The following is a 19,009-nucleotide window of genomic DNA, read 5'->3' as shown; positions in this document are numbered from 1 at the left end:
CTAGTGCGCTCCGGAGAAAAGGAGCGGCTTGAAGCGGAAGTCCTCGACGCGCTGCGGATTGTGGCATTGCGTGCAGGTCTGCGTGGCGGGGCGGCGCGTGACGAGCTTGGGGTCGCCGGAGGCGGCGTGTTCGGAGCCGGGGCCGTGGCAGGTCTCGCAACCCACGTCGGCCAGCTGCGGGGTGGACTCGATGCTCACGAAGCCGCCCGGCTTGCCGTAGCCCGTGGTGTGGCACTCGTAGCACTGCTTGAGCTCGTTTTCCTTGAGCTTGGGCTTCATGATGGCCACGGACTGCCAGGAATGGGCCTTCTTGGAGTATTTGGAGAAGTTGGCGTGCTGTTGCTCATGGCACTGCGCACAGGCTTTGGAGCCGATGTAGGAGCGCTCGCCAGCGGCGTTTCCGGGATCAGGAAAACAAATGAGGACACAACAAAAGCCGAACAGCAAAAGAATCTGTCCCATGATCACCCCCGAAATACTGTCACCCAGGGCCGGATTGCTACGGTGGTACGAAATTGTCAAGGTTTGTCGGGCAAATCGCCCCCAAACTTCCGGGTGGGGCGGCGCCGCCGGGCCTCGGCGCGCTTTCCCGGCCCGTTGCCCCGTCTTGAGGCTTTTCAGGCGCGCAGGCCCGGGCTATACTTTCGGCCCTCGATCAGAGACGGAGGTGTCGGATGACCACAGAGAGGCTCGATCTCTTCGCAATGAGCAAGGCCGAATTCGCGGCCTCGGCCAGGCCCAGGCTCGTCACGGTTGACGCGGGCTGGTTTCTCTGCGTGGACGGCCTGGGCCACCCCGGGGGGGACAGGCACGCGGCGGCCCGCGAGGCCCTCTCCGCCGTGGCGAGGTCCCTGCGCGAGGCCAGCAAGGCAGCCGGGCGGGACTACGCCGTGCCCCGGTTCGAGTGCCTGTGGAGCCTGGAGCCGGGCTATTTCGAGTTCGACAAGGCCCCGCACTCGGCCTGGAACTGGACGCTTCTTCTGCGCACGCCCGACTTCATCGGCGAGCGCGACCTGGACAAGGCCGTGGCCGGACTCCTGGACCGGGGCGCGGGCGACGCGGTCCGGCGCGTCGAGCTCATGGGCTTCGAGGAGGGCCGGTGCGTGCAGTCGCTCTGCGTGGGCCCCTTCGGCAAGGACGGCCCCGAGGTGCTGGCCCTGCGCGCCTTCGCGGAGAAAAAGGGCCTGACCGTGGTGGGGCGGCTCCACGAGATAGAGGCCTCGGACTCCAGGCGCACCCCTGCGGAGCGGTTCAAGACCATCATCCGCCTGCCCGTGATCTGATCGCGGGCAGGAAGGCGACAATCTTCTTTTACCGGGTGTAAAAAAACTGGACACCCCGGGCCGGACGCCACATGGCGTCCGGCTTTTTTTATTTATTCATTCCGGCATGTTGGGTTGTTGCTCTTTCGGCACGGGCTTTGCCTTTGCCAGGTATGGCATCGGCTGCTCCAGCATCTCCCACCGTGATCCTGACGGATCGCAACCGGCACGTCCGGGAACTCCTGGCCAGGGAGTTCGCCAGGGCGGGATTCGAGGTGAGGTGCTTCGGGCTGGGCAGGGAGGCTGCCTGCCTGGCCGAGCGCGAAGGCGACGTGCTGGTCGTGGACGGGGACCTCCCGGACATGGACGCGACCAGCGTAGTGCGCAAGGTCAGGCTGTCGAGGCCGCGCATCCCGGTGGCGGTGCACGGCCACGACAGGGAGGAAGCCGGGGAGAGCCTGGCCGATGCCCTGGTTTTCTTCGTCCCCAAGGCTGACGACCCGGCGCTGCTCGTGGGCCGGGTGCTGGAGGTCCTCGGGGCGGCGTCCGGCTCCCTGGGGGGGGCGGACCGGAATTCATAGGCAAGGGCGGACGCCAGGCCGGGCGTTCGAGGCGAAACAGAGGGGTGTCAACCAACCCGGAAACGGAGGTGCGGCGGATGCGATTCTTCAGAGAAGTATACGAATTCATGATGGTAGCGACCCGGGCCCACGCGCGGTGGGACTACGAGGTCTCCATGAACATCATCAAGAACCGCAAAAAGCTTTTGATTCTCGCGGTTCTGGCCCTGCCCATCCTGGGCTTCAGCCTGGTCGAGGCGGCGGACGTGATCGGCGGCAAATCCGCCTACATGCCCTCCTACTACAACACCACCATCTTCCTGGCCTCCATCGGGGTGGGCCTGGCCGCAGGCCTGATCACGGGCTGCATCGGCGCGGGCGGCGGCTTCATCATCACCCCGGCGCTCATGGCCGCTGGCGTGAAGGGCATCCTTGCCGTCGGCACGGACCTCTTCCACATCTTCGCCAAGGCCATCATGGGCACGGCCGTGCACAAGAAGCTGGGCAACGTGAGCGTGAAGCTGGCCATCGGCTTCCTGCTCGGCTCCGGCTTCGGCGCGGTGGCGGGCGGCACCCTGAACAAGATGCTCTACGAGTCCGACCCGTTGATGTCGGAACTGTTCATCTCCTCCATCTACGCGGTGCTCCTGGGCTTCCTCGGCTTCTACGGAGCCTATGACTTCCTGAAGTCGCGCAAGGAGGAAGGCGCGGGCGACGCCCACGGCGGCCCGGCCGGCGCTGGCGTGCCTCCCCTGGCCCAGAAGGTCCAGGCCCTGAAGATTCCCCCGATGATCACCTTCGACGAGGACTTCGTGCCCGGCGGCCGTCAGCTCTCCATCTGGGTGCTGGCCGCGGGCGGCTTCATCGTGGGCGCGTTGGCCGCCATCATGGGCGTGGGCGGCGGCTTCGTCACCTTCCCCATGTTCGTGTACGTCTTCGGCGTGTCCTCCATGACCACGGTGGGCACGGACATCCTGCAGATCATCTTCACCGCCGGTTTCGCGGGCATCGCGCAGTACGCCGTGTACGGCTTCGTGTTCTACACCCTGGCCATGGGCATGCTCATCGGCTCGCTGCTGGGCATCCAGGTCGGCGCGCTGGTGACCAAGGTGGTCAAGGGCGTGCACATCCGCGGCTTCTACGCCCTGTCCATCATCTCCGGCTTTATCAACCGTGCGGCCACCCTGCCCAAGAAGCTCACCGAACTCGGCTACCTGAACTGGTCCCCCCAGCTCAACAACATGATCGAGGACGTGGGCAACATCGTGTTCTGGGTCAGCGTCGGCCTGTTCGGTGTGTGGGTGTTCGGAAAGTTCTTTGCCAACATCGGCATGCTGCGTGGGGAGGAATAACCGATGACCATCTACAACAAGGGCGCATTCGGCAAGGGTGCACTGCTTCTGGCGAGCTTCTGCGTGGTCTTCGCGATGATCATGTCGCCCATGTTCAAGGACCACAACGGCAAGGCCCAGACCGGGCTCGAGTTCGCGGACGACTTCTTCAACAAGCTCTCCAAGAACTCGTCTGACTACTTCGACCAGGCCAAGCAGGCCGCGGCCAAGGAAAAGGGCAAGCAGGTCGTCGTCACTGCGATCATCGCCAAGCCCGACCCCAAGGTCGAGCCCGACGACGCCAAGGCCCAGGCCAAGGCCAACAAGGACGCCCAGGATATCGGCAAGGCCCTGCAGGCCGCCGGCGCCACCGTGGAGATCAAGGACAACTCCATCAACATCAAGGGCGACCTGGGCGCCATGCTGGAATACGGCGTGACCAAGGGCCAGAGGCTCTTCCCCCTGGTCGGAGCGGAAGCCGACAAGCCCGAGAACATCAACGACCGCAAGCAGCTCAAGCTGCTGTGGCAGGGCTTCGGCGCCATGATCAAGCCCCTGCAGAAGGAGCTGAAGGTCGGCGAGGCCAAGGCCCTGGACTCCGTGATGAAGAAGGGACTGGAGCCCGCCTACAACTTCTACGGCATCCCCGGCGAGCCCGTCTCGCAAAACATCTTCCTGCTGACCTTCCTGCTGTCGTTCTACGTGGTGTACACCATGTGGTACGGCTACGGGATCTTCTTCCTCTTCGAGGGCATCGGTCTGTCCATGAAGAAGTCCAAGAAGAAGCACTAGTTTCCCAAACCCTATAACCCCCCCTACCCAGAGAGGCCGCCTTCGGGCGGCTTCTTTGTTTTCCGGGGCTTGCCCTGCCCAGGGGCTTTCGTGCTATCAAGGAGCGAAACCGCCCCCTCGCCGCGCCCTCGACGAAGGCCCGCGCGGCGGGAGAAGCAAGGAGTTCCCCCATGAGCACGCAGGAAACCGCCGCCTCCCTGGCGCTCTTCACCCCGCTCGCCCTGCGCGGCGTGACCCTCCCCAACCGCATCGCGGTCTCGCCCATGTGCCAATACAGCTGCACCGACGGCCTGGCCGACCACTGGCACCTGGTGCATCTGGGCAGCCGCGCGGCTGGGGGGGCCGGGCTCGTTTTCGTGGAGGCCACGGCAGTCACCCCCGAGGGGCGCATCTCCCCCGGGGACATGGGCCTGTGGAGCGACGCCCACGCCGAGGCCCTGGCCCCGGTGGCCTCCTTCATCCGCCGCATGGGCGCGGTGGCCGCCATCCAGATCGGGCACGCCGGGCGCAAGGCCAGCTGCCTGGCGCCCTGGCTGGGCGGGGCCAGGATAGTCTCCCCGGACGAGGGAGGCTGGATCACCCACGCGCCCTGCCCGCTGCCCTTCAAGCCCGGCGAGCCCCTGCCCGCGCCCTTGGACCTGAAAGGCATCGAACGCGTGAAGGCCGCCTTCGTGGCCGCGGCGAAGCGCGCGGTCATGGCGGGATTCCAGGTGGTGGAGTTGCACGCGGCCCACGGCTACCTGATGCACCAGTTCCTCTCGCCCATCTCCAACGTGCGCGAGGACGCCTACGGCGGCAGCCTGGAGAACCGCATGCGCCTGCCCCTGGAGACGGCGGCGGCGGTGCGCGCGGTCCTGCCGGACGACATGCCGCTCTTCGTGCGCCTCTCGGCCACTGACTGGGTGGACGGCGGCTGGGACCTGGAGCAGTCCGTGGCGTTTTCCGGGGAGCTTTCGAAAATCGGGGTGGACCTGATCGACGTGAGCACCGGCGGGCTCGTGCCGGAGGCGAAGATCCCGGTGGCCCCGGGGTTCCAGGTTCCCTTCGCCGCGGCCATTCGCGAGCGCGCCAAGGTCATGACCAGCGCCGTGGGGCTCATCACCGGGCCGGCCCAGGCCCAGGAGATCGTGGAGTCCGGCAAGGCCGACGTGGTCATGCTGGGCCGCCAGATGCTCCGCGAACCGTACTGGGCCCTGCGCGCGGCCGAGGAACTGGGCGCCGCGCCCAACTGGCCCGTGCAGTACGGCTACGCCGTGCGCAGGCGGTGACGCGCGACGCGGCACGGAAAAATAAAACGGCGCGCCCGGGTGTTCCGGGCGCGCCGTTTCGGCTTCTGGAGGCTCGCGGGGACTAGAGGACCCGCAGGTGCATGGGCTCGGCCTTGACGAAGGGGAAGGCCCTGATCTTTTCCAGGGCCGCGTCCACGTCGCGCTGCCTGGCCTGGTGGGTCATGAACACGATGGGCACGATGGACTCGTCCGCCGTGTCCGGGTCCACCTTCTGCACTGCCTGGTAGATGGAGATGCCGACGTCGCCCAGGGCCTTGGCCAGGGCGGCCAGCACGCCGGGCTTGTCCTCCACGGTGAAGCGGAAGTAGCGCCTGCTGGTTTCCTCCTCGTGGGGCAAGAGCTCCGCCGGGGGGAGGGTCTTCTCCGGGAAGCCCGTGTTGTTGGGCGCGGCCCCGTCGCGGGCCAGGGCCATGATGTCGGCCAGCACGGCGCTGCCCGTGGGGCGGCCTCCCGCGCCCTGCCCGTAGAGCATCACCGCGCCCACGGCGTCGCCCACCACGCGCACGGCGTTGAACGCCCCGCTGACCTGGGCCAGCAGGTAGCTCTTGGAGAGGAGCATGGGGTGCACCCCGGCCATGATCTTGCCGTCCGCCATCTTGGCCTGGCCGATGAGCTTGACCTCGCAGCCGAACTCCCGGGCGTAGGCGATGTCCAGGGGCGTGACCCCCGTGACGCCGGTCACGGGCAGGGCGGCCAGGGGGTAGTCCCGGCCGTAGGCCAGCCTGATGAGCACGATCAGCTTGTGCGCGGCGTCCAGGCCTTCCACGTCCAGGGTGGGGTCGGCCTCGGCGTAGCCCTTCTTCTGCGCCTTCTTCAGGGCCTCGGCGTAGGAGAGGCCCTTCTTGGTCATGCGCGAGAGGATGAAGTTGGACGTGCCGTTGAGTATCCCGGTCACGGCCAGGATGTGATTGCCCGCCAGAGACTCCTTGAGGGTCTGCACGATGGGGATGCCGCCGCAGACGCTGGCCTCGTAATAGAGGCCCACGCCCTTGGCCGCTGCCAGGGCGAAGAGCTCCTCCCCGCGTTCGGCCAGCAGGTGCTTGTTGGCCGTGACCACGTGCTTGCCCGAGGTCAGGGCCAGGCGGATGAGGTCGTAGGCGGAGGTGAGTCCGCCCATGAGCTCCACCACGATGTCCACGTCCTCGGCGGCGGCCAGCTCCAGGGGGTTGGCCGTGATGCGCGTGCCCTCGGGCAGGGCCACGGGGCGCGGCTTGCCCGGGTCGCGCACGGCGGCGGCGGCGACGCGCACCGGGCGGCCCAGGCGGCGCTCGATCCAGTCCGAGCTTTCGGTCAGGATGGAGACGAGCCCCTGGCCCACGGTGCCGAACCCGGCCAGGCCCAGGCGCACGGGCGAGGCGTCCCGGGCGCTCATGCGCCCCTCGACAGGGCCTTCTTGATGCCCCGGGTGGCCTGGTTGATGCGGTGGCGGTTCTCCACCAGGGCGAAGCGCACGTGGTCGTCGCCGAAGTGGCCGAAGCCCAGGCCCGGGGACACGGCCACGTGGCCCTCGCGCAAGAGCAGCTTGGAGAACTCGATGGAGCCCAGGTGGCGGTACTCCTCGGGGATCTGGGCCCAGACGAACATGGTGGCCTTGGGAGGCGGAACTTCCCACCCGGCGCGGGACAGGCCCTCGATCAGTGCGTCGCGGCGGTCGCGGTAGATGTCGCAGATCTCCTGCACGCAGTCCTGCGGGCCGTTCAAGGCCACGGCGGCCGCGATCTGGATGGGCTGGAAGATGCCGTAGTCCAGGTAGCTCTTGATGCGCGTGAGCGCGTAGACCATGTCGCGGTTGCCGCAGCAGAAGCCCACGCGCCAGCCCGCCATGGAGTAGCTCTTGGAGAGCGAGTAGAACTCCACGCCCACGTCCTTGGCGCCCTTGGCCTGGAGGAAGCTCGGGGCCTTGTAGCCGTCGAAGCAGAGGTCGGCGTAGGCGAAGTCGTGGATGACGAGCATGCCGTGCTCTTTGCAGAACTCCACGATCTTTTCGAAGAACGCCACGTCCACCACTTCGGCAGTGGGGTTCTGGGGGTAGCTGATGATGAGCAGCTTGGGCTGGGGCCAGGTCTGCTTGGTGGCGGTCAGGAGGTCGTGGAAGAAGTCGCGGCCCTTGCCCAGGGGGATGCGCCTGACGTCCGCGCCGGAGATCACCGATGCGTAGGGGTGGATGGGGTAGGCCGGGTCCGTGGCGAAGACCACGTCGCCGGGCTGGAGCATCACCAGGGCCAGGTGGGCCAGGCCTTCCTTGGCGCCCATGGTGACCACGACCTCGGAGTCGGCGTCGAGCTCCACGCCGAAGCGGCGCAAGTACCAGTTGGCCATGGCCAGGCGCAGGCCCGGGATGCCCTTGGAAGCGGAGTAGCGGTGGTTGACCGGCTTCTGGGAGGCCTCGATGAGCTTGTCCACGATGTGCTTCGGGGTCGGGATGTCGGGGTTGCCCATGCCGAGGTCCACGATGTCCACGCCCTGGCGGCGCATCTGCATCTTGAGTTCCGTGACCACGGCGAAGACGTAGGGAGGCAGGCGCTCCATGCGCGCGAACTTTTGCATCGCAGACGGCTCCTTCTGAGGTGAATGAATCTTTGAGATGTAACGGCGGCCGGGCCTGGTGTCAAAGGTACACATTGGGCCTTGACCGGAAAGGCCCGTGAAGGTATGGGCTTTGTTTCGCGGAGAGGTGGCCGAGCTGGCCGAAGGCGCTCCCCTGCTAAGGGAGTATACTGGCAAAACCGGTATCGAGGGTTCAAATCCCTCCCTCTCCGCCAGTTTTTACGTTGAAAAGCCCCGACGGGAGACCGTCGGGGCTTTTTTGATTCGCGGCTAGGTTTCGGGAAAAAGCCTGGGAAAAAGCGTCTCGGCCGAGTCCACCGTGACCCGCAGGTGCACCGGGCCTTTCGGGGTGCCCGAGGCCGGGATGCCGTCCCCGGTCAGTTGGGACGGCAGGGCGTGGACAGTACGCTCCGCCAGGCCGGTACACGCAGGCCTCGGCGCGCACTCTAGCCACGTTCAGGCGGCCGTCCGGCCCGCTGCTTGCGCTTCAACCCTTTCCCCTCTCACTGCATTGCCCCGATCATCTTCCGCAGGCGCGTGAGCGCAAGCACGAAGAACCCCAGCCCGATTCCGGACATCAACAGGATCTGCGGGGCGATCACGGCCAGGTCCGCGCCCCTGAACAGCACGGCTTGGGCCAGGCTCACGTAGTGCGTGGTGGGCGTGAGCGACATGAGCCACTGCACGCCCTCGGGCATGCTCTCGCGCGGCGTGGTGGAGCCGGACAGGATCTGGAGCGGCAGAAGCACCAGGATGGCCATGAGTCCGAACTGCGGCATGCCCCGCGCCAGCGTGGCCATGAAGATGCCGATGGAGGCGGCAGCGAACAGGTACAGAAGCGTGCACAGCCCAAAGAGCACGGCCGAGCCGTTCAATTGCGCGCCCAGAATCCCCTTGGCCACCACCTGCAGCGAAAACGACGACGCCACCAGCACCACGAGGCCCATGGACCATATCTTGGAAAGCATGATCTGAAGCGGAGTCACGGGCATCACCAGCAGGTGCTCGATGGTGCCGTGCTCGTTCTCGCGGATGAGCGCGGCCCCGGTGAGCAGGATGCCCAGGAGCGTGACGTTGTTGATGATGGCCGACACGCCCGCGAACCACGAGGCAGTGAGATTGGCGTTGAAGAGCACCCGGATGTTCAGCTCCACCGGCGTGGACTGCTGCGAGCGGTAACGCTGCACGAAGGCCCGCACCTCGTCGGAGATGATGTTTTCGATGTAGCCCGTGCCGGTCTGGGCCTGGCTCAGGCGCGTGGAGTCCACGTTGAGTTGGATGGCTGGCTGGCGTCCGGCCAGCACGTCGCGCTGGAAGTTCGGCGGGATGTCGATGACGAAGGTGTAGCGGCCGCTGTCCATGCCCGCGTCCATCTCGCCGAGCCCCACGCGCTCCGGCGGCAGGAACTGCGGCGGGTGCAGGGCCATGACGATCCGGGTGGAGAGCTGCGAGCGGTCCTCGTCCACCACGGCCACGGAGGCGCGGTTCAGGCTTTCGGGCTTGGCCTTGGCGTCCGCGTACACCGAAGCCGTGAACATGAACAGGATGAGAAACAGCATCACCTTGTCGCGTAGAAGCGAGCGGAATTCCTTGACCCCAAGGTTGTAGACGTTGGCGAGGCTTGAAAGACGCGCGTTCATCGAGCTACCTGGCCTGCTTCCTGAGAAGCGCCGCCGAGGCGGCCGTGAGCACGGGGATGGCGATCATGAGCGGCAGGAAGGAGCCGGTCAGGTCGGAAAACCCGAGCGCCTTGGAGAAGGTCCCCCGGCTGATGGTCAAGAAGTGCGCGGTCGGGTACACGGTGCCCACGAGAGCCCCGAAGCCCTCCAGGGTGGACACCGGGTCCATGAGCCCGGAGAACTGGATGGCGGGCAGCAGGGTGGCGATGGAGGCCGCGCCGATGGCCGCCACCTGGCTGTCGATGAGCGTGGAGGTCAGCAGGCCCAGGCCCGTGGTGGCCGTGACGTAGAGGAGCGCGCCCAGGCACAGCGTGGCCAGGCTGCCCTTGAAGGGAACCTGGAAGAGCGCGAGCGCCGCCAGGTACATGAGCGCGAAGCTGACCATGGACAGCCCGATGTAGGGCAATTGCTTGCCCACCAGGAATTCCAGGCGCGTCACGGGCGTGGTGTAGACGTTGAGTATCGAGCCCAGTTCCTTTTCGCGCACCACGCCGAGCGCGGTGAGCATGGCCGGGATGAACACCAGGAGCAGCGGGATCACGGCCGGGACCATGGCTATGATGCTCTTGAGCTCCGGGTTGTAGCGGTAGCGCACCTCGATGCGGGCCGGGGCCGTGGATTGGCCGGACTCCCCGGCCAGGGCAGCCGTGTGCAGGCCGGCCACGTAGCCGCGCGCCACTTCGCCGCGCATGGGCATGGCCCCGTCCAGCCAGACGCCGACTTCAGGCTTGGCCCCGCGCGCCAGGTCGCGCCCGAAGCCGGGCGGTATCTCCAGGGCCATGGCCAGCCCTCCCTCGCGCATGCGCTTGTCCAGGTCCGCGTGGCTTTCCAGGGGCTTTTGCTCCGAAAAGTAGCGCGACCCCAGGAAGTTGAGCGTGTAGGCTTGGCTCGCCGTGCTGTTGTCCAGGTCCAGCACTGCGTAGCTCAGGTTCTCCACGTCCATGGTCAGGCCGTAGCCCATGACCAGCATGAGCAGCAGGCTGCCCAGCAACGCCAGCGACAGTCGCACCGGGTCGCGGCGCAGCTCGAGCAGCTCCCGGTGGCTGAAGCTCCAGAGCCTGGTCGGGCTGAACGCGGCCGGGCGCAGGCGCTCGGGCGCGGAGGCGGGCATGGATGGGGCCGGGGCAGGGCCGGAAGTCCCGGCCGAGAGCCCGGCGGCCTGCTCCAGGCGGGCGATGAAGGCATCCTCCAGGCTTTGCTCACCGCTTCTCTGCACAAGGGCCCGGGGCGAGTCGCAGTCGAGGATCCTGCCCGCGTGCATGAGCGATATCCGGTCGCAGCGCTGAGCCTCGTTCATGAAGTGGGTGCTTATGAAGATGGTCACCCGGTCGTTGCGCGACAGGCCGATGATCATCTCCCAGAAGCGGTCGCGCGCCACCGGGTCCACGCCCGATGTGGGCTCGTCCAGGATGAGCACGTCCGGGGCGTGCAGCACCGCCACGGCCAGTTGCAACCGCTGGCGGAGGCCCAGGGGCATGTCCCCGGGCAGGCTGTGCAGCATCCGGGTGAGCTCGAAGCGCTCGGCCAACTCGTCGATGCGCCTGCCCGCCTGGTCCTTTGGCAGGTGGAAGAGCCTGGCGTGCAGTTCGAGGTTCTGGAGCACCGTTAGCTCGCCGTAGAGCGAGAAGGACTGCGACATGTAGCCCACCCTGCGGCGCGTCTCCATGTTTTTCGCGTCCACCGGGCGGTCCAGCAGCAGGGCCGTGCCGCGCGTGGGCTGCTGCAGGCCCGTGAGCATGCGCATGGTGGTGGACTTGCCGCAGCCGTTGGAGCCCAGGAAACCGAAGATCTCGCCCCGGCGAACCTCAAGGTTCACGTCGTCCACGGCCGTGAAATCCCCGAAGCGCATCTGCAGCCCCTTCGCCTCGATCACCACCTCGCCGGGATCGAGCGGCGGGACGGCGAGTTCGCGGTGCCCGCCGAGGCGCTCCGGCGGCAAGAGCGCCAGGAAGGCCGACTCCAGGCTGGCCGCGCCCGTGCGCTCCAACAGTTCGGCCGGGCTGCCCACTGCCAGCACCTTGCCCCGGTCCATGGCCGCCAGCCAGTCGAAGCGTCCGGCCTCCTCCATGTAGGCCGTGGCCACGAGCACGCTCATGTGCCGCCGGTTGGCCCGGATGCTCCCGATAAGTTCCCAGAACTGGCGGCGCGACAGCGGGTCCACCCCCGTGGTGGGCTCGTCCAGGATCAGGAGGTCCGGGTCGTGCACCAGGGCGCAGCAGAGCCCGAGCTTCTGCTTCATGCCGCCCGAGAGCTTGCGGGCCTGGCGGTCCGCGAAGGCGGACATGCCCGTGCCAGCGAGCAGGCCCTCGATACGCTGCTCGCGTTCCTTGCGGGGCTGGCCGAACAGGCGGCCGAAGAAATCGATGTTCTCGAACACCGAGAGGGTGGGGTAGAGGTTCCTGCCCAGGCCCTGGGGCATGTAGGCGATGCGCGGAGTGAGGGCCTCGCGGTGGGCGCGGTCGGCCATCTCGCCGCCGAGCACGCGCACGGACCCCTCCTGGAGCCTGCGCGCGCCGGCCACGAGGCCCAGGAGGGTGGATTTGCCCACGCCGTCAGGCCCGATGAACCCGGCCATGCCCCCGGCCGGGATGTCCAGGCTGACGCCATCCACGGCGCGCACCGGGCCGTAGCGGTGCACGAGGCCCCGCAGGCTGGCCACGGGCGGGAGGACGTCCGGTGGCGGAGGCTCGTTCTCGCGGCCGGTCATCCGGGCGCTCCGTCTGGCAGCCTGACCTTGAGCCGGTCCGGCCAGGGGCGGTTCTGGTCCAGGCGCACGTAGGCCATGCCGGGCAGGCCGGTCTTCACGTGCTCGGCGTAGGCCCGGAGCAGTTCGGGCTCGATGCGCGCCTTGACGCGAAACATCATCTTCTGGCGCTCGCTCTTGGTCTCCACGGTCTTGGGCGTGAACTGGGCCACGCTGGCCACGTAGGAAACCTGCGCCGGGATCACATACTGGCTGGCCGCGTCCAGCACGATGCGGGCTTCGCTGCCCATGGCCACGCGCCCGGCCTCCAGCTCGGGCAGAAAGAAGGTCATGTACACGTCGGACACGTCCACGAGGCTCAGTACCTTGCCCCCGCCCGCCACCACCTCGCCGGGCTCGGCCACGCGGTACTGCACGCGCCCGGCGCGCGGGGCGCGCAGGATGCCGTCGTCGAGCTCCGTGCGCAGGCGCTCCACGGAGGCCATGGCCGCCTCGACGCCCGCCTGGGCCTGGTCCACCTGGGCCTGGGCCGCCCGCACCGCGCTCTCGGCCGCCAGGACCTGGGCGTGGGCAGCGTTCACGCTGGCCTTGGCGTTTCGCGCCTTGGCCGCGCTTTCGTCGGCCTCCTGGGCCGAGAGGGCGCGCTCGGAGAAGAGCTTGCGCGTGCGGGCGTCGGTCTTTGCGGCGAAGTCCAACTCACTTTGGCGCTGCACCAACACGGCCTGGGCAGCGGCCAAGTCCGCCTTGCGCTGGGCTACCTGGGCCAGGGCGGCCTCCTTCGAGTTCTTCGCGCTGGCCGCCTCGGCCAGGGCCTGGTCGAGTTGGGCCTGCACGGACTTCATGTCCATGCGCGCCACCACCTGCCCCTCCTGCACGAAATCGCCCTCGTTGACCTCGATGCTCTCGACGCGCCCGGCCGTCTTGGCCGCGACGTCGATCTCCGTGGCCTGGATGCGGCCGTTGCCCTGGGCGATGAAGCCGTCGTCCGCAGGCCCGGCCGAGAACCGCCATGCGCCCCACGCGGCCCCGGCGAGAATCGCCAGCAGAGCCGCCCTCTTGAGCCAGGGGTTGGAGAGGATGTTCATCTGCGCGCCTCTCTCCTTGCCGGGCGTCCCGTCCGCCAAGGAGCATGTTCGTTATGTACACGAAGTTTCTGATATGATATATCTTCCGCTACGGCCGATCTACAAAAAACCGCTTCCGGAAGGGCTGTTTCGACAAGTGCGAGGCCCTTTGCGCGTGGACAGCGTCTCACGCATGTCTTTACTTAGCCCCGAGGGGCGGCGGTTATCCGGGCTCGCCGCGAAGCCGTCCGTCACAACCCCTAGGCCACCCGGGCCGCAAGGAGCGTCCATGTTCTCCCAGGAACACATCCAGGCCGCCGTGAAGCTGCTTCTCTGCGGCGACGTCGGCGTGTGGGAGCAGGGCTATTACGACCTGCTCTTCAGCAAGACCATGCCCGCCAAGGTCCAGGGCTTGGATCTCCTCTCCTACGAGTACGAGCGCCGCGACGTCCTCTACAGGGCCGTGCACGACCTGGCCGTGAAGAACAGGCCCATGGACTACCTGGAGTTCGGCGTGTTCCAGGGCGACAGCATGCGCAAGTGGACCTCCATCAACACCAATCCGCAGTCGCGCTTCTACGGCTTCGACAGCTTCGAGGGCCTGCCCGAGGACTGGGCCAGCGGCCAGCGCGAGAAGGGCGCGTTCACCACCGGCGGCGAGGCCCCGGTGATCGACGACCCGCGCGTGGGCTTCGTCAAAGGCTGGTTCAACAAGTCGCTCGTGCCCTTCCTCTCCACCTTCGAGCCGCGCAACCAGCTGGTGCTGCACATGGACGCGGACCTTTACTCCTCCACCATGTACGTGCTCATGACCCTGGACCCGATCATCAGGCGCGGCACGGTGGTTGTCTTCGACGACTTCAACCCCCGCGACGATTTCGCGGCCCTCTACCAGTACGCGCGCTGCTGCGGCCGGGAATGGACCGTGCTGGCCGCGCGCGAGAACCTGGGCAAGCTCGGGGTGGTGATCCATTGAACCCCACGAAACGGGCCGACATCCGGCCGGGCCTGCGCGTGCTGGTGGTGCTCAAGAAGGACCAGCGCACGGGCAAGGCCACCGAGGGCGTGGTGAAGGACATCCTGACCAAGGCCCCGGTGCACACGCGCGGCATCAAGGTGCGCCTGGCCGACGGCCAGGTCGGGCGCGTGCGCGAGATCCTGCGCGGCTGAAGCCTCAATCCCCGCCGGCGGCCGAAAGAGGACCGCCCCGGACGGGATCGTCCGGGGCGGCGTTTGGGTGCTCGGGAAGGTCGGTGGGGCGGCTGACCCGACCCGAGGCCCTGGCGGGAGGTATCTGGGTCCGCCTGCCTGATTCCCCTCCGGCGGCCCCGCAAGGTGTGCGGGGGGAGCGGGGCCGCCGGAAGGGAGGGGCGTGGGGCGGACTATGCGGCGTTTCTCTTTTCCCAGTTGCGCAGCGCGATCTTCATGGCTCCGACAGTGAAGGTGTCGCAGTCGAGCTTGGGGAACACCTTGGGCAAGAGGGGCCGGATGTCCTCGTTGCTCACGGGGTAGCAGTCGTAGACGGACCTGCCCGTGACCAGCTTGGCCAGCGCGGCCAGGCACTGCTTGCTGTACTCGCATCCGGCGGCCTCGCCTCCGGCCTGGACCACCACCTCGTTCTCGATGCGCAGCTCCACGCGGATGGAGTTCTTGCAGGTGGTGCAGCCGTGCTGGCCCACCGCGTTGGGGACCGACACGGGGATGACGAAGTTCTGCGGGTTGATCTCGCAGGACGGGGCCAGGTCGACGGGCGCGGGCCTGGACGCGCTGGCGGCCACCTCGGGGGCCTGGGCCGGAGTTTCCATCGGCGCTGCGGCCGGGGACTCGATGCCAAGCTCGCGGCGGACCTCCTCGAGGTCGATGACCCTGGGGTCCACCAGGCTGAAGCCGCAACTGCCGCCCCAGTCCTGCTCGTCCGCGAAAGCGCCCTTGTAGCGCACGTCGTCGAGGATCAGGAAGTCCTGCTCGCCCAGGATGCGGTCCCAGCGGTGCACGAAGAAGTCGAAGCCCGAGGGGTCGTAGTCCTCCACGTTGCTCCACTTCCAGACCATGTGGCAGTACTCGTCGTCGTAGCCCAGGAGGGCCAGGTAGCGCGCCTTGCTCTCGAGGTAGTGGCGGCGGCGCAGGAGCACCGCGCCGTCGGCCATGCGCTCCGTGGCGTAGGGCACGCTCGAGCCGTCCAGGCTCACGCGCACGGAGCACTCGTCGTCGAGCTTCATGCCGCAGGTGCTGGTGTTGCCGTTGCGCCACCAGTGGATGTACTTCTTGGTGTAGAACTTGCTGCCGAGAGCCTGGATGCGTTCCACGGTCTTGGCGGAAACCGGATGCAACGAAAGATCGCATCTGCGACCCGATATGGTAAAGATGAGTTCCATTTTCCTTCCTCCTATTCAGGTAGCTGCCCGGCCACCCAAGGGGATTGTTTTCCGGGACGCGCCCACGCCCCGTTTGTGAAAAAAGGAGCATAAAACGGGCCAACATAGTTTGTTATTTTATTCTAATATGTTATCAAAAAAATGCGGAAACGGCTGGCGCGCGCCGGACGAGAAATTCGTCCGGGCGGTTGACCGCGCCAGCCCGGAAGGGTAGATTTGGGCCGGGCAGACAAGGGAAAGAGTGGCCGTCAAAGGGGCGATGATGAAGACGTTGGGGAAGCCGTTTCCCTGCACGTCCATGTGTTCGTTCATCATGGACAGTGTTGCGGACGGCGTATTCACGATTGATAGGGACTGGTCCATCACCTATTTCAACCGCGCAGCCGAGGAGATCACGGGCATCGCCTGCTCCGAGGCGCTGGGCGAGAAGTGCTGGGACGTTTTCCAGACCAAGGACTGCAAGCAGGCCTGCGTGCTGCGGGCCTGCATGGAGGAGGACCGGCGCATCGCCCACCGGGTGATGACCATCACGCGCGGCGACGGGCAGCCCGTGCACGTGAGCGTGAGCGCCGCCCCGCTCAAGGACCACAAGGGCCGGATCATCGGCGGGATTGAGACCCTGCGCGACCTCACCGGCGTGGGCGAGGACCAGGCCCTGGGCGGATGGAGCTCGCCGCGCGAGTTCTGCACGCGCGACCCGCAGCTGGCCGAGATCGTACGCATCCTTCCCCAGATCGCCGAGAGCGACGCCACCGTGCTGCTGCTCGGGGAGTCGGGCACCGGCAAGGAACTCTTCTCCCGGGCCATCCACAACCTCTCGGGGCGCAGGCACGGGCCCTTCGTGGCCGTGAACTGCGGCGCCCTGCCCGCGCAACTCATGGAGTCCGAGCTGTTCGGCTACAAGGCCGGGGCCTTCACGGACGCCCGCAAGGACAAGCCCGGCCGCTTCCATCTGGCCGAGGGCGGCACCCTGCTTTTAGACGAGATCGGCGACCTGCCGCTCTCGCTGCAATCGAAGATCCTGCGCGTGCTCCAGGAGCGCGTGTTCGAACCCCTGGGCGGCGTGGAGGGCGTGGCCGCGGACGTGCGCATCGTCGCGGCCACCAACCGCGACCTGGCGCGCATGGTGGAGGAGGGCTCCTTCCGGGGCGACCTCTACTACAGATTGAACGTGGTGCAGCTGAACCTGCCGCCCCTGCGCGAGCGCAGGCAGGACATCCCGCTCCTGGTGGAGCACGCGCTCAAGAACCGCCGCGTGGCCCACGGCAAGGACATCCGGGGCGTCTCGCGCGAGGTCATGGGGATACTCAGCCGCTACGCGTTCCCGGGTAACATCCGCGAGCTCGAGAACGTCCTCGAATACGCGAGCATCCTCTGCCCGGGCGGGCTCATCCAGGTGGAGAACCTGCCGCGCCACCTGCGCCCGGCCGTGAACCACGCCCCGGCGGACGGCCCCATGACCATGGACGAGGTGCGCTACCAGGCGGCGGTCAAGGCCGTGAAGCGCAACCAGGGCAACCGCAACGCGGCCTGCCGGGAGCTCGGCATTTCCAAGGACACCTTGCGCAAAATCCTCAGGCTGGTCGAAACGGACGAAAATCTCGTCCGGGAAAGCGCCGGAACGAAATAATCGTCCGTACCGGTGATTCCTTGAGGGGAAGCTGAAAAGCGCCTTGCGAAAAAAAACGCCGCAGGGCGCTTTTTGCGTTCCTTAAGGCGGAGACGGTGGAGAGTCCGGAGTGTGGGAAAGGGGGCGGCGCCGTCCGCCTGGGGCTGCCTTTTCATGGCCGGGCTTCTTCGCGCGTCTCGCCCCGACCCTTGGAGCGGGCCGTGGTCCGGCCATCCTGTCATGTTTTTGGTTGCAATTGAAGAGATTTGCTTTACAAGTGCTTTCCATGATAGGCGACGGCGGATGGCTCCAGGTCTGCCAGGGATATATTCCTGTTTGAAAGTGACCAGGAGTGTATACTCCATTTAAGCATCCCCAGCAAGGAAGCACGCCCATGAGCATGTTCGAAAAAGTGAGGCAGGGCATCGCCAGGCTCGCCCGCGATCATGGAGGCCCCTCGGCGCTGGCCGAGAAGGCCGGGGTGGGGCAGCCCAACATCTCCAAGTTCCTGTCCGGCAAGGCGGTGCCGCGCTTCGACACCGTGGCCCGCATCCTGGAGGCCCTCGGGGCCAGGGTCTCGTTCCCCGACGAGGAGCGCGACACCACCAAGAACGTGGTCTTCGTGGCCAACCGCCGTTCCAGCGGCGTCACCGAATCCTCGGGCCAGCCCACGGCCGAGAACTACATGGCCGTGCCCCTGGCACAGGGGGCCGTGGCCGCGGGCCCCGGGCTCATCGCCGAGGACGCCGTGCGCGGCTGGGTGCTGGCCATGAAGGACCAGTCCTCCATCCGCTACCGGGTGAACCTGGTGGCCGTGGAGGTGGGCAAGGGCCAGGAATCCATGGTGCCCACCCTGCACCCGCTGGACATCGTGCTCATCGACCGCGACGACTTCCGGCCCGAGCCCGACGGCTCCATCTTTCTCGTGCGCGAGCCCGGCCCCGACGCCGAGGTGGCCATCAAGCGCGTGTACACCAGCCGCAAGGACGGCCAGACCCTGATCACCTTCATCTCCGACAACCCGGACAAGCGCTCCTACCCGCCCTCGGTGCACAGCCTGGAGAGCGACTACCAGGGCGACCTGCGCCGGGCCATCGTGGGCCGGGTGGTCTGGGCCTGGTCGGACATGACGCGCAAGTAGCCCGGAATCCTCCCTGGCCGGCTCGAGGCAAAACGCGACAGGCGGACCGGGGCCGCGCGCCGCGCCCCCACGCCCAGGGCGGCCGGGGTCTCCCGTCCCGGGCGCCCGCCCCCTGCGCCCGGCTCCCCCGCGCCTCGTGCGCGTCCCGCGCCGACGGTCTTCTTCCTCATGTCTTCCTGGGCCACCCGGCGATCCCGCATGCCTTTTCGTCTCGGAGGGCTGCTCCTTCCATGCACGGTTGCCTCGGGTGAGCCTGTACCGCCGGAACGGCAGCAGGGCCTGCGGGCAGGTGCTGTCCTTGCCTCAATATTCTTTTTCGTTTGCAGTCAGCTATATTCAATTCTAGAAAGCGAGTGGTTGCGAGGCTTACGAAGGCTAAGTCTAATCAATACAGCATTTTTTCTCGTATTCTAATAAGTAAAAGCGGTGTTGACAAAAATACGAAAAAGAATAGATTCGGGCCGACGCATGCGCACGGGAATGCGGCAAGCGCGGGGAGGCCGGTACCGGAAGGCCCAAGGCGCAAGACGCCCCCAAGCCCAATAAAGCGGGACAGGCGGGAGCGAGGGAAGGCCGCAAACCGGCGGCCGCAGAACCCGACGCGTTGTGCGTACAATGTCCGTCCAGACAGGACGGTCCCAAGGCCGGTGAGGGGA

At 67.0% G+C, this 19,009-nt stretch carries 16 protein-coding genes and 1 tRNA gene; 10 read left to right on the top strand and 7 right to left on the bottom strand.

Features of this window, described 5'->3' with window-relative positions:
- Positions 1–462, bottom strand: a complete 462-nt coding sequence (locus tag ACZ5V4_RS08580; protein WP_464317766.1) for a multiheme c-type cytochrome — start codon at positions 460–462, stop codon at positions 1–3.
- A gap of 212 nt (positions 463–674) precedes the next feature.
- On the opposite strand from ACZ5V4_RS08580, the gene ACZ5V4_RS08575 reads away from it, so the two are divergent.
- From ACZ5V4_RS08575 to ACZ5V4_RS08555, 5 genes are all read left to right on the top strand, one after another.
- Complete coding sequence (locus ACZ5V4_RS08575) at positions 675–1,283, top strand: hypothetical protein (RefSeq protein ID WP_464317765.1); 609 nt, start codon at positions 675–677, stop codon at positions 1,281–1,283.
- Between the two features lie 182 nt (positions 1,284–1,465).
- Positions 1,466–1,843: a hypothetical protein gene (locus ACZ5V4_RS08570; protein WP_464317764.1), complete on the top strand. Its 378-nt coding sequence runs from the start codon at positions 1,466–1,468 to the stop codon at positions 1,841–1,843.
- Between the two features lie 77 nt (positions 1,844–1,920).
- A complete protein-coding gene (locus ACZ5V4_RS08565) occupies positions 1,921–3,174 on the top strand; it encodes a sulfite exporter TauE/SafE family protein (protein ID WP_464317763.1) in 1,254 nt (417 codons plus the stop codon).
- A gap of 3 nt (positions 3,175–3,177) precedes the next feature.
- Positions 3,178–3,945: a hypothetical protein gene (locus tag ACZ5V4_RS08560; protein ID WP_464317762.1), complete on the top strand. Its 768-nt coding sequence runs from the start codon at positions 3,178–3,180 to the stop codon at positions 3,943–3,945.
- Positions 3,946–4,115: 170 nt separating this feature from the next.
- Positions 4,116–5,213: an NADH:flavin oxidoreductase/NADH oxidase gene (locus tag ACZ5V4_RS08555; protein WP_464317761.1), complete on the top strand. Its 1,098-nt coding sequence runs from the start codon at positions 4,116–4,118 to the stop codon at positions 5,211–5,213.
- Positions 5,214–5,295: 82 nt separating this feature from the next.
- Here the strand turns inward: ACZ5V4_RS08555 and ACZ5V4_RS08550 are convergent, their stop codons facing one another.
- Complete coding sequence (locus tag ACZ5V4_RS08550; RefSeq protein WP_464317760.1) at positions 5,296–6,606, bottom strand: homoserine dehydrogenase; 1,311 nt, start codon at positions 6,604–6,606, stop codon at positions 5,296–5,298.
- Positions 6,603–7,781, bottom strand: coding sequence for an aminotransferase class I/II-fold pyridoxal phosphate-dependent enzyme (locus ACZ5V4_RS08545; protein ID WP_464317759.1), 1,179 nt, complete (start codon positions 7,779–7,781; stop codon positions 6,603–6,605). The genes ACZ5V4_RS08550 and ACZ5V4_RS08545 overlap by 4 nt, the downstream gene beginning before the upstream one ends.
- Positions 7,782–7,902: 121 nt before the next feature.
- Between ACZ5V4_RS08545 and ACZ5V4_RS08540 the strand changes: the two genes are divergently transcribed.
- Positions 7,903–7,996, top strand: a tRNA-Ser gene (locus ACZ5V4_RS08540).
- A 288-nt stretch (positions 7,997–8,284) separates the two neighbouring features.
- Here the strand turns inward: ACZ5V4_RS08540 and ACZ5V4_RS08535 are convergent.
- The 3 genes from ACZ5V4_RS08535 to ACZ5V4_RS08525 are packed head-to-tail and all read right to left on the bottom strand — an operon-like array spanning position 8,285 to position 13,249.
- On the bottom strand, positions 8,285–9,421 hold the full coding sequence (locus ACZ5V4_RS08535; RefSeq protein WP_464317758.1) for an ABC transporter permease: 1,137 nt from the start codon (positions 9,419–9,421) through the stop codon (positions 8,285–8,287).
- Positions 9,422–9,425: 4 nt separating this feature from the next.
- A complete protein-coding gene (gene rbbA, locus ACZ5V4_RS08530) occupies positions 9,426–12,167 on the bottom strand; it encodes a ribosome-associated ATPase/putative transporter RbbA (protein WP_464317757.1) in 2,742 nt (913 codons plus the stop codon).
- Positions 12,164–13,249, bottom strand: a complete 1,086-nt coding sequence (locus ACZ5V4_RS08525; RefSeq protein ID WP_464317756.1) for an HlyD family secretion protein — start codon at positions 13,247–13,249, stop codon at positions 12,164–12,166. The genes rbbA and ACZ5V4_RS08525 overlap by 4 nt, the downstream gene beginning before the upstream one ends.
- Before the next feature lie 268 nt (positions 13,250–13,517).
- Between ACZ5V4_RS08525 and ACZ5V4_RS08520 the strand changes: the two genes are divergently transcribed.
- Both ACZ5V4_RS08520 and ACZ5V4_RS08515 read left to right on the top strand, forming a co-directional pair.
- On the top strand, positions 13,518–14,204 hold the full coding sequence (locus ACZ5V4_RS08520; protein WP_464317755.1) for a TylF/MycF/NovP-related O-methyltransferase: 687 nt from the start codon (positions 13,518–13,520) through the stop codon (positions 14,202–14,204).
- Complete coding sequence (locus ACZ5V4_RS08515; protein ID WP_464317754.1) at positions 14,201–14,398, top strand: YwbE family protein; 198 nt, start codon at positions 14,201–14,203, stop codon at positions 14,396–14,398. The genes ACZ5V4_RS08520 and ACZ5V4_RS08515 overlap by 4 nt, the downstream gene beginning before the upstream one ends.
- Before the next feature lie 212 nt (positions 14,399–14,610).
- On the opposite strand, the gene ACZ5V4_RS08510 is transcribed toward ACZ5V4_RS08515, so the two are convergent.
- Positions 14,611–15,603 carry an iron-sulfur cluster assembly scaffold protein gene (locus ACZ5V4_RS08510; protein WP_464317753.1) on the bottom strand — a complete coding sequence of 331 codons (993 nt, stop codon included), beginning with the start codon at positions 15,601–15,603 and terminating at the stop codon, positions 14,611–14,613.
- 262 nt (positions 15,604–15,865) lie between these two features.
- On the opposite strand from ACZ5V4_RS08510, the gene ACZ5V4_RS08505 reads away from it, so the two are divergent.
- Both ACZ5V4_RS08505 and ACZ5V4_RS08500 read left to right on the top strand, forming a co-directional pair.
- A complete protein-coding gene (locus tag ACZ5V4_RS08505) occupies positions 15,866–17,233 on the top strand; it encodes a sigma-54 interaction domain-containing protein (RefSeq protein WP_464317752.1) in 1,368 nt (455 codons plus the stop codon).
- Between the two features lie 373 nt (positions 17,234–17,606).
- Entirely contained in the window at positions 17,607–18,353 is a 747-nt protein-coding gene (locus ACZ5V4_RS08500; protein ID WP_464317751.1) for a helix-turn-helix domain-containing protein, read from the top strand.
- The last annotated feature ends 656 nt before the right edge of the window (positions 18,354–19,009 follow it).

The sequence above is a fragment of the Fundidesulfovibrio sp. YSD1 genome (genome assembly GCF_055397115.1).
Note: the sequence above shows the minus strand (reverse complement) of the source record. Positions and strands in the feature narration are given on the sequence as shown.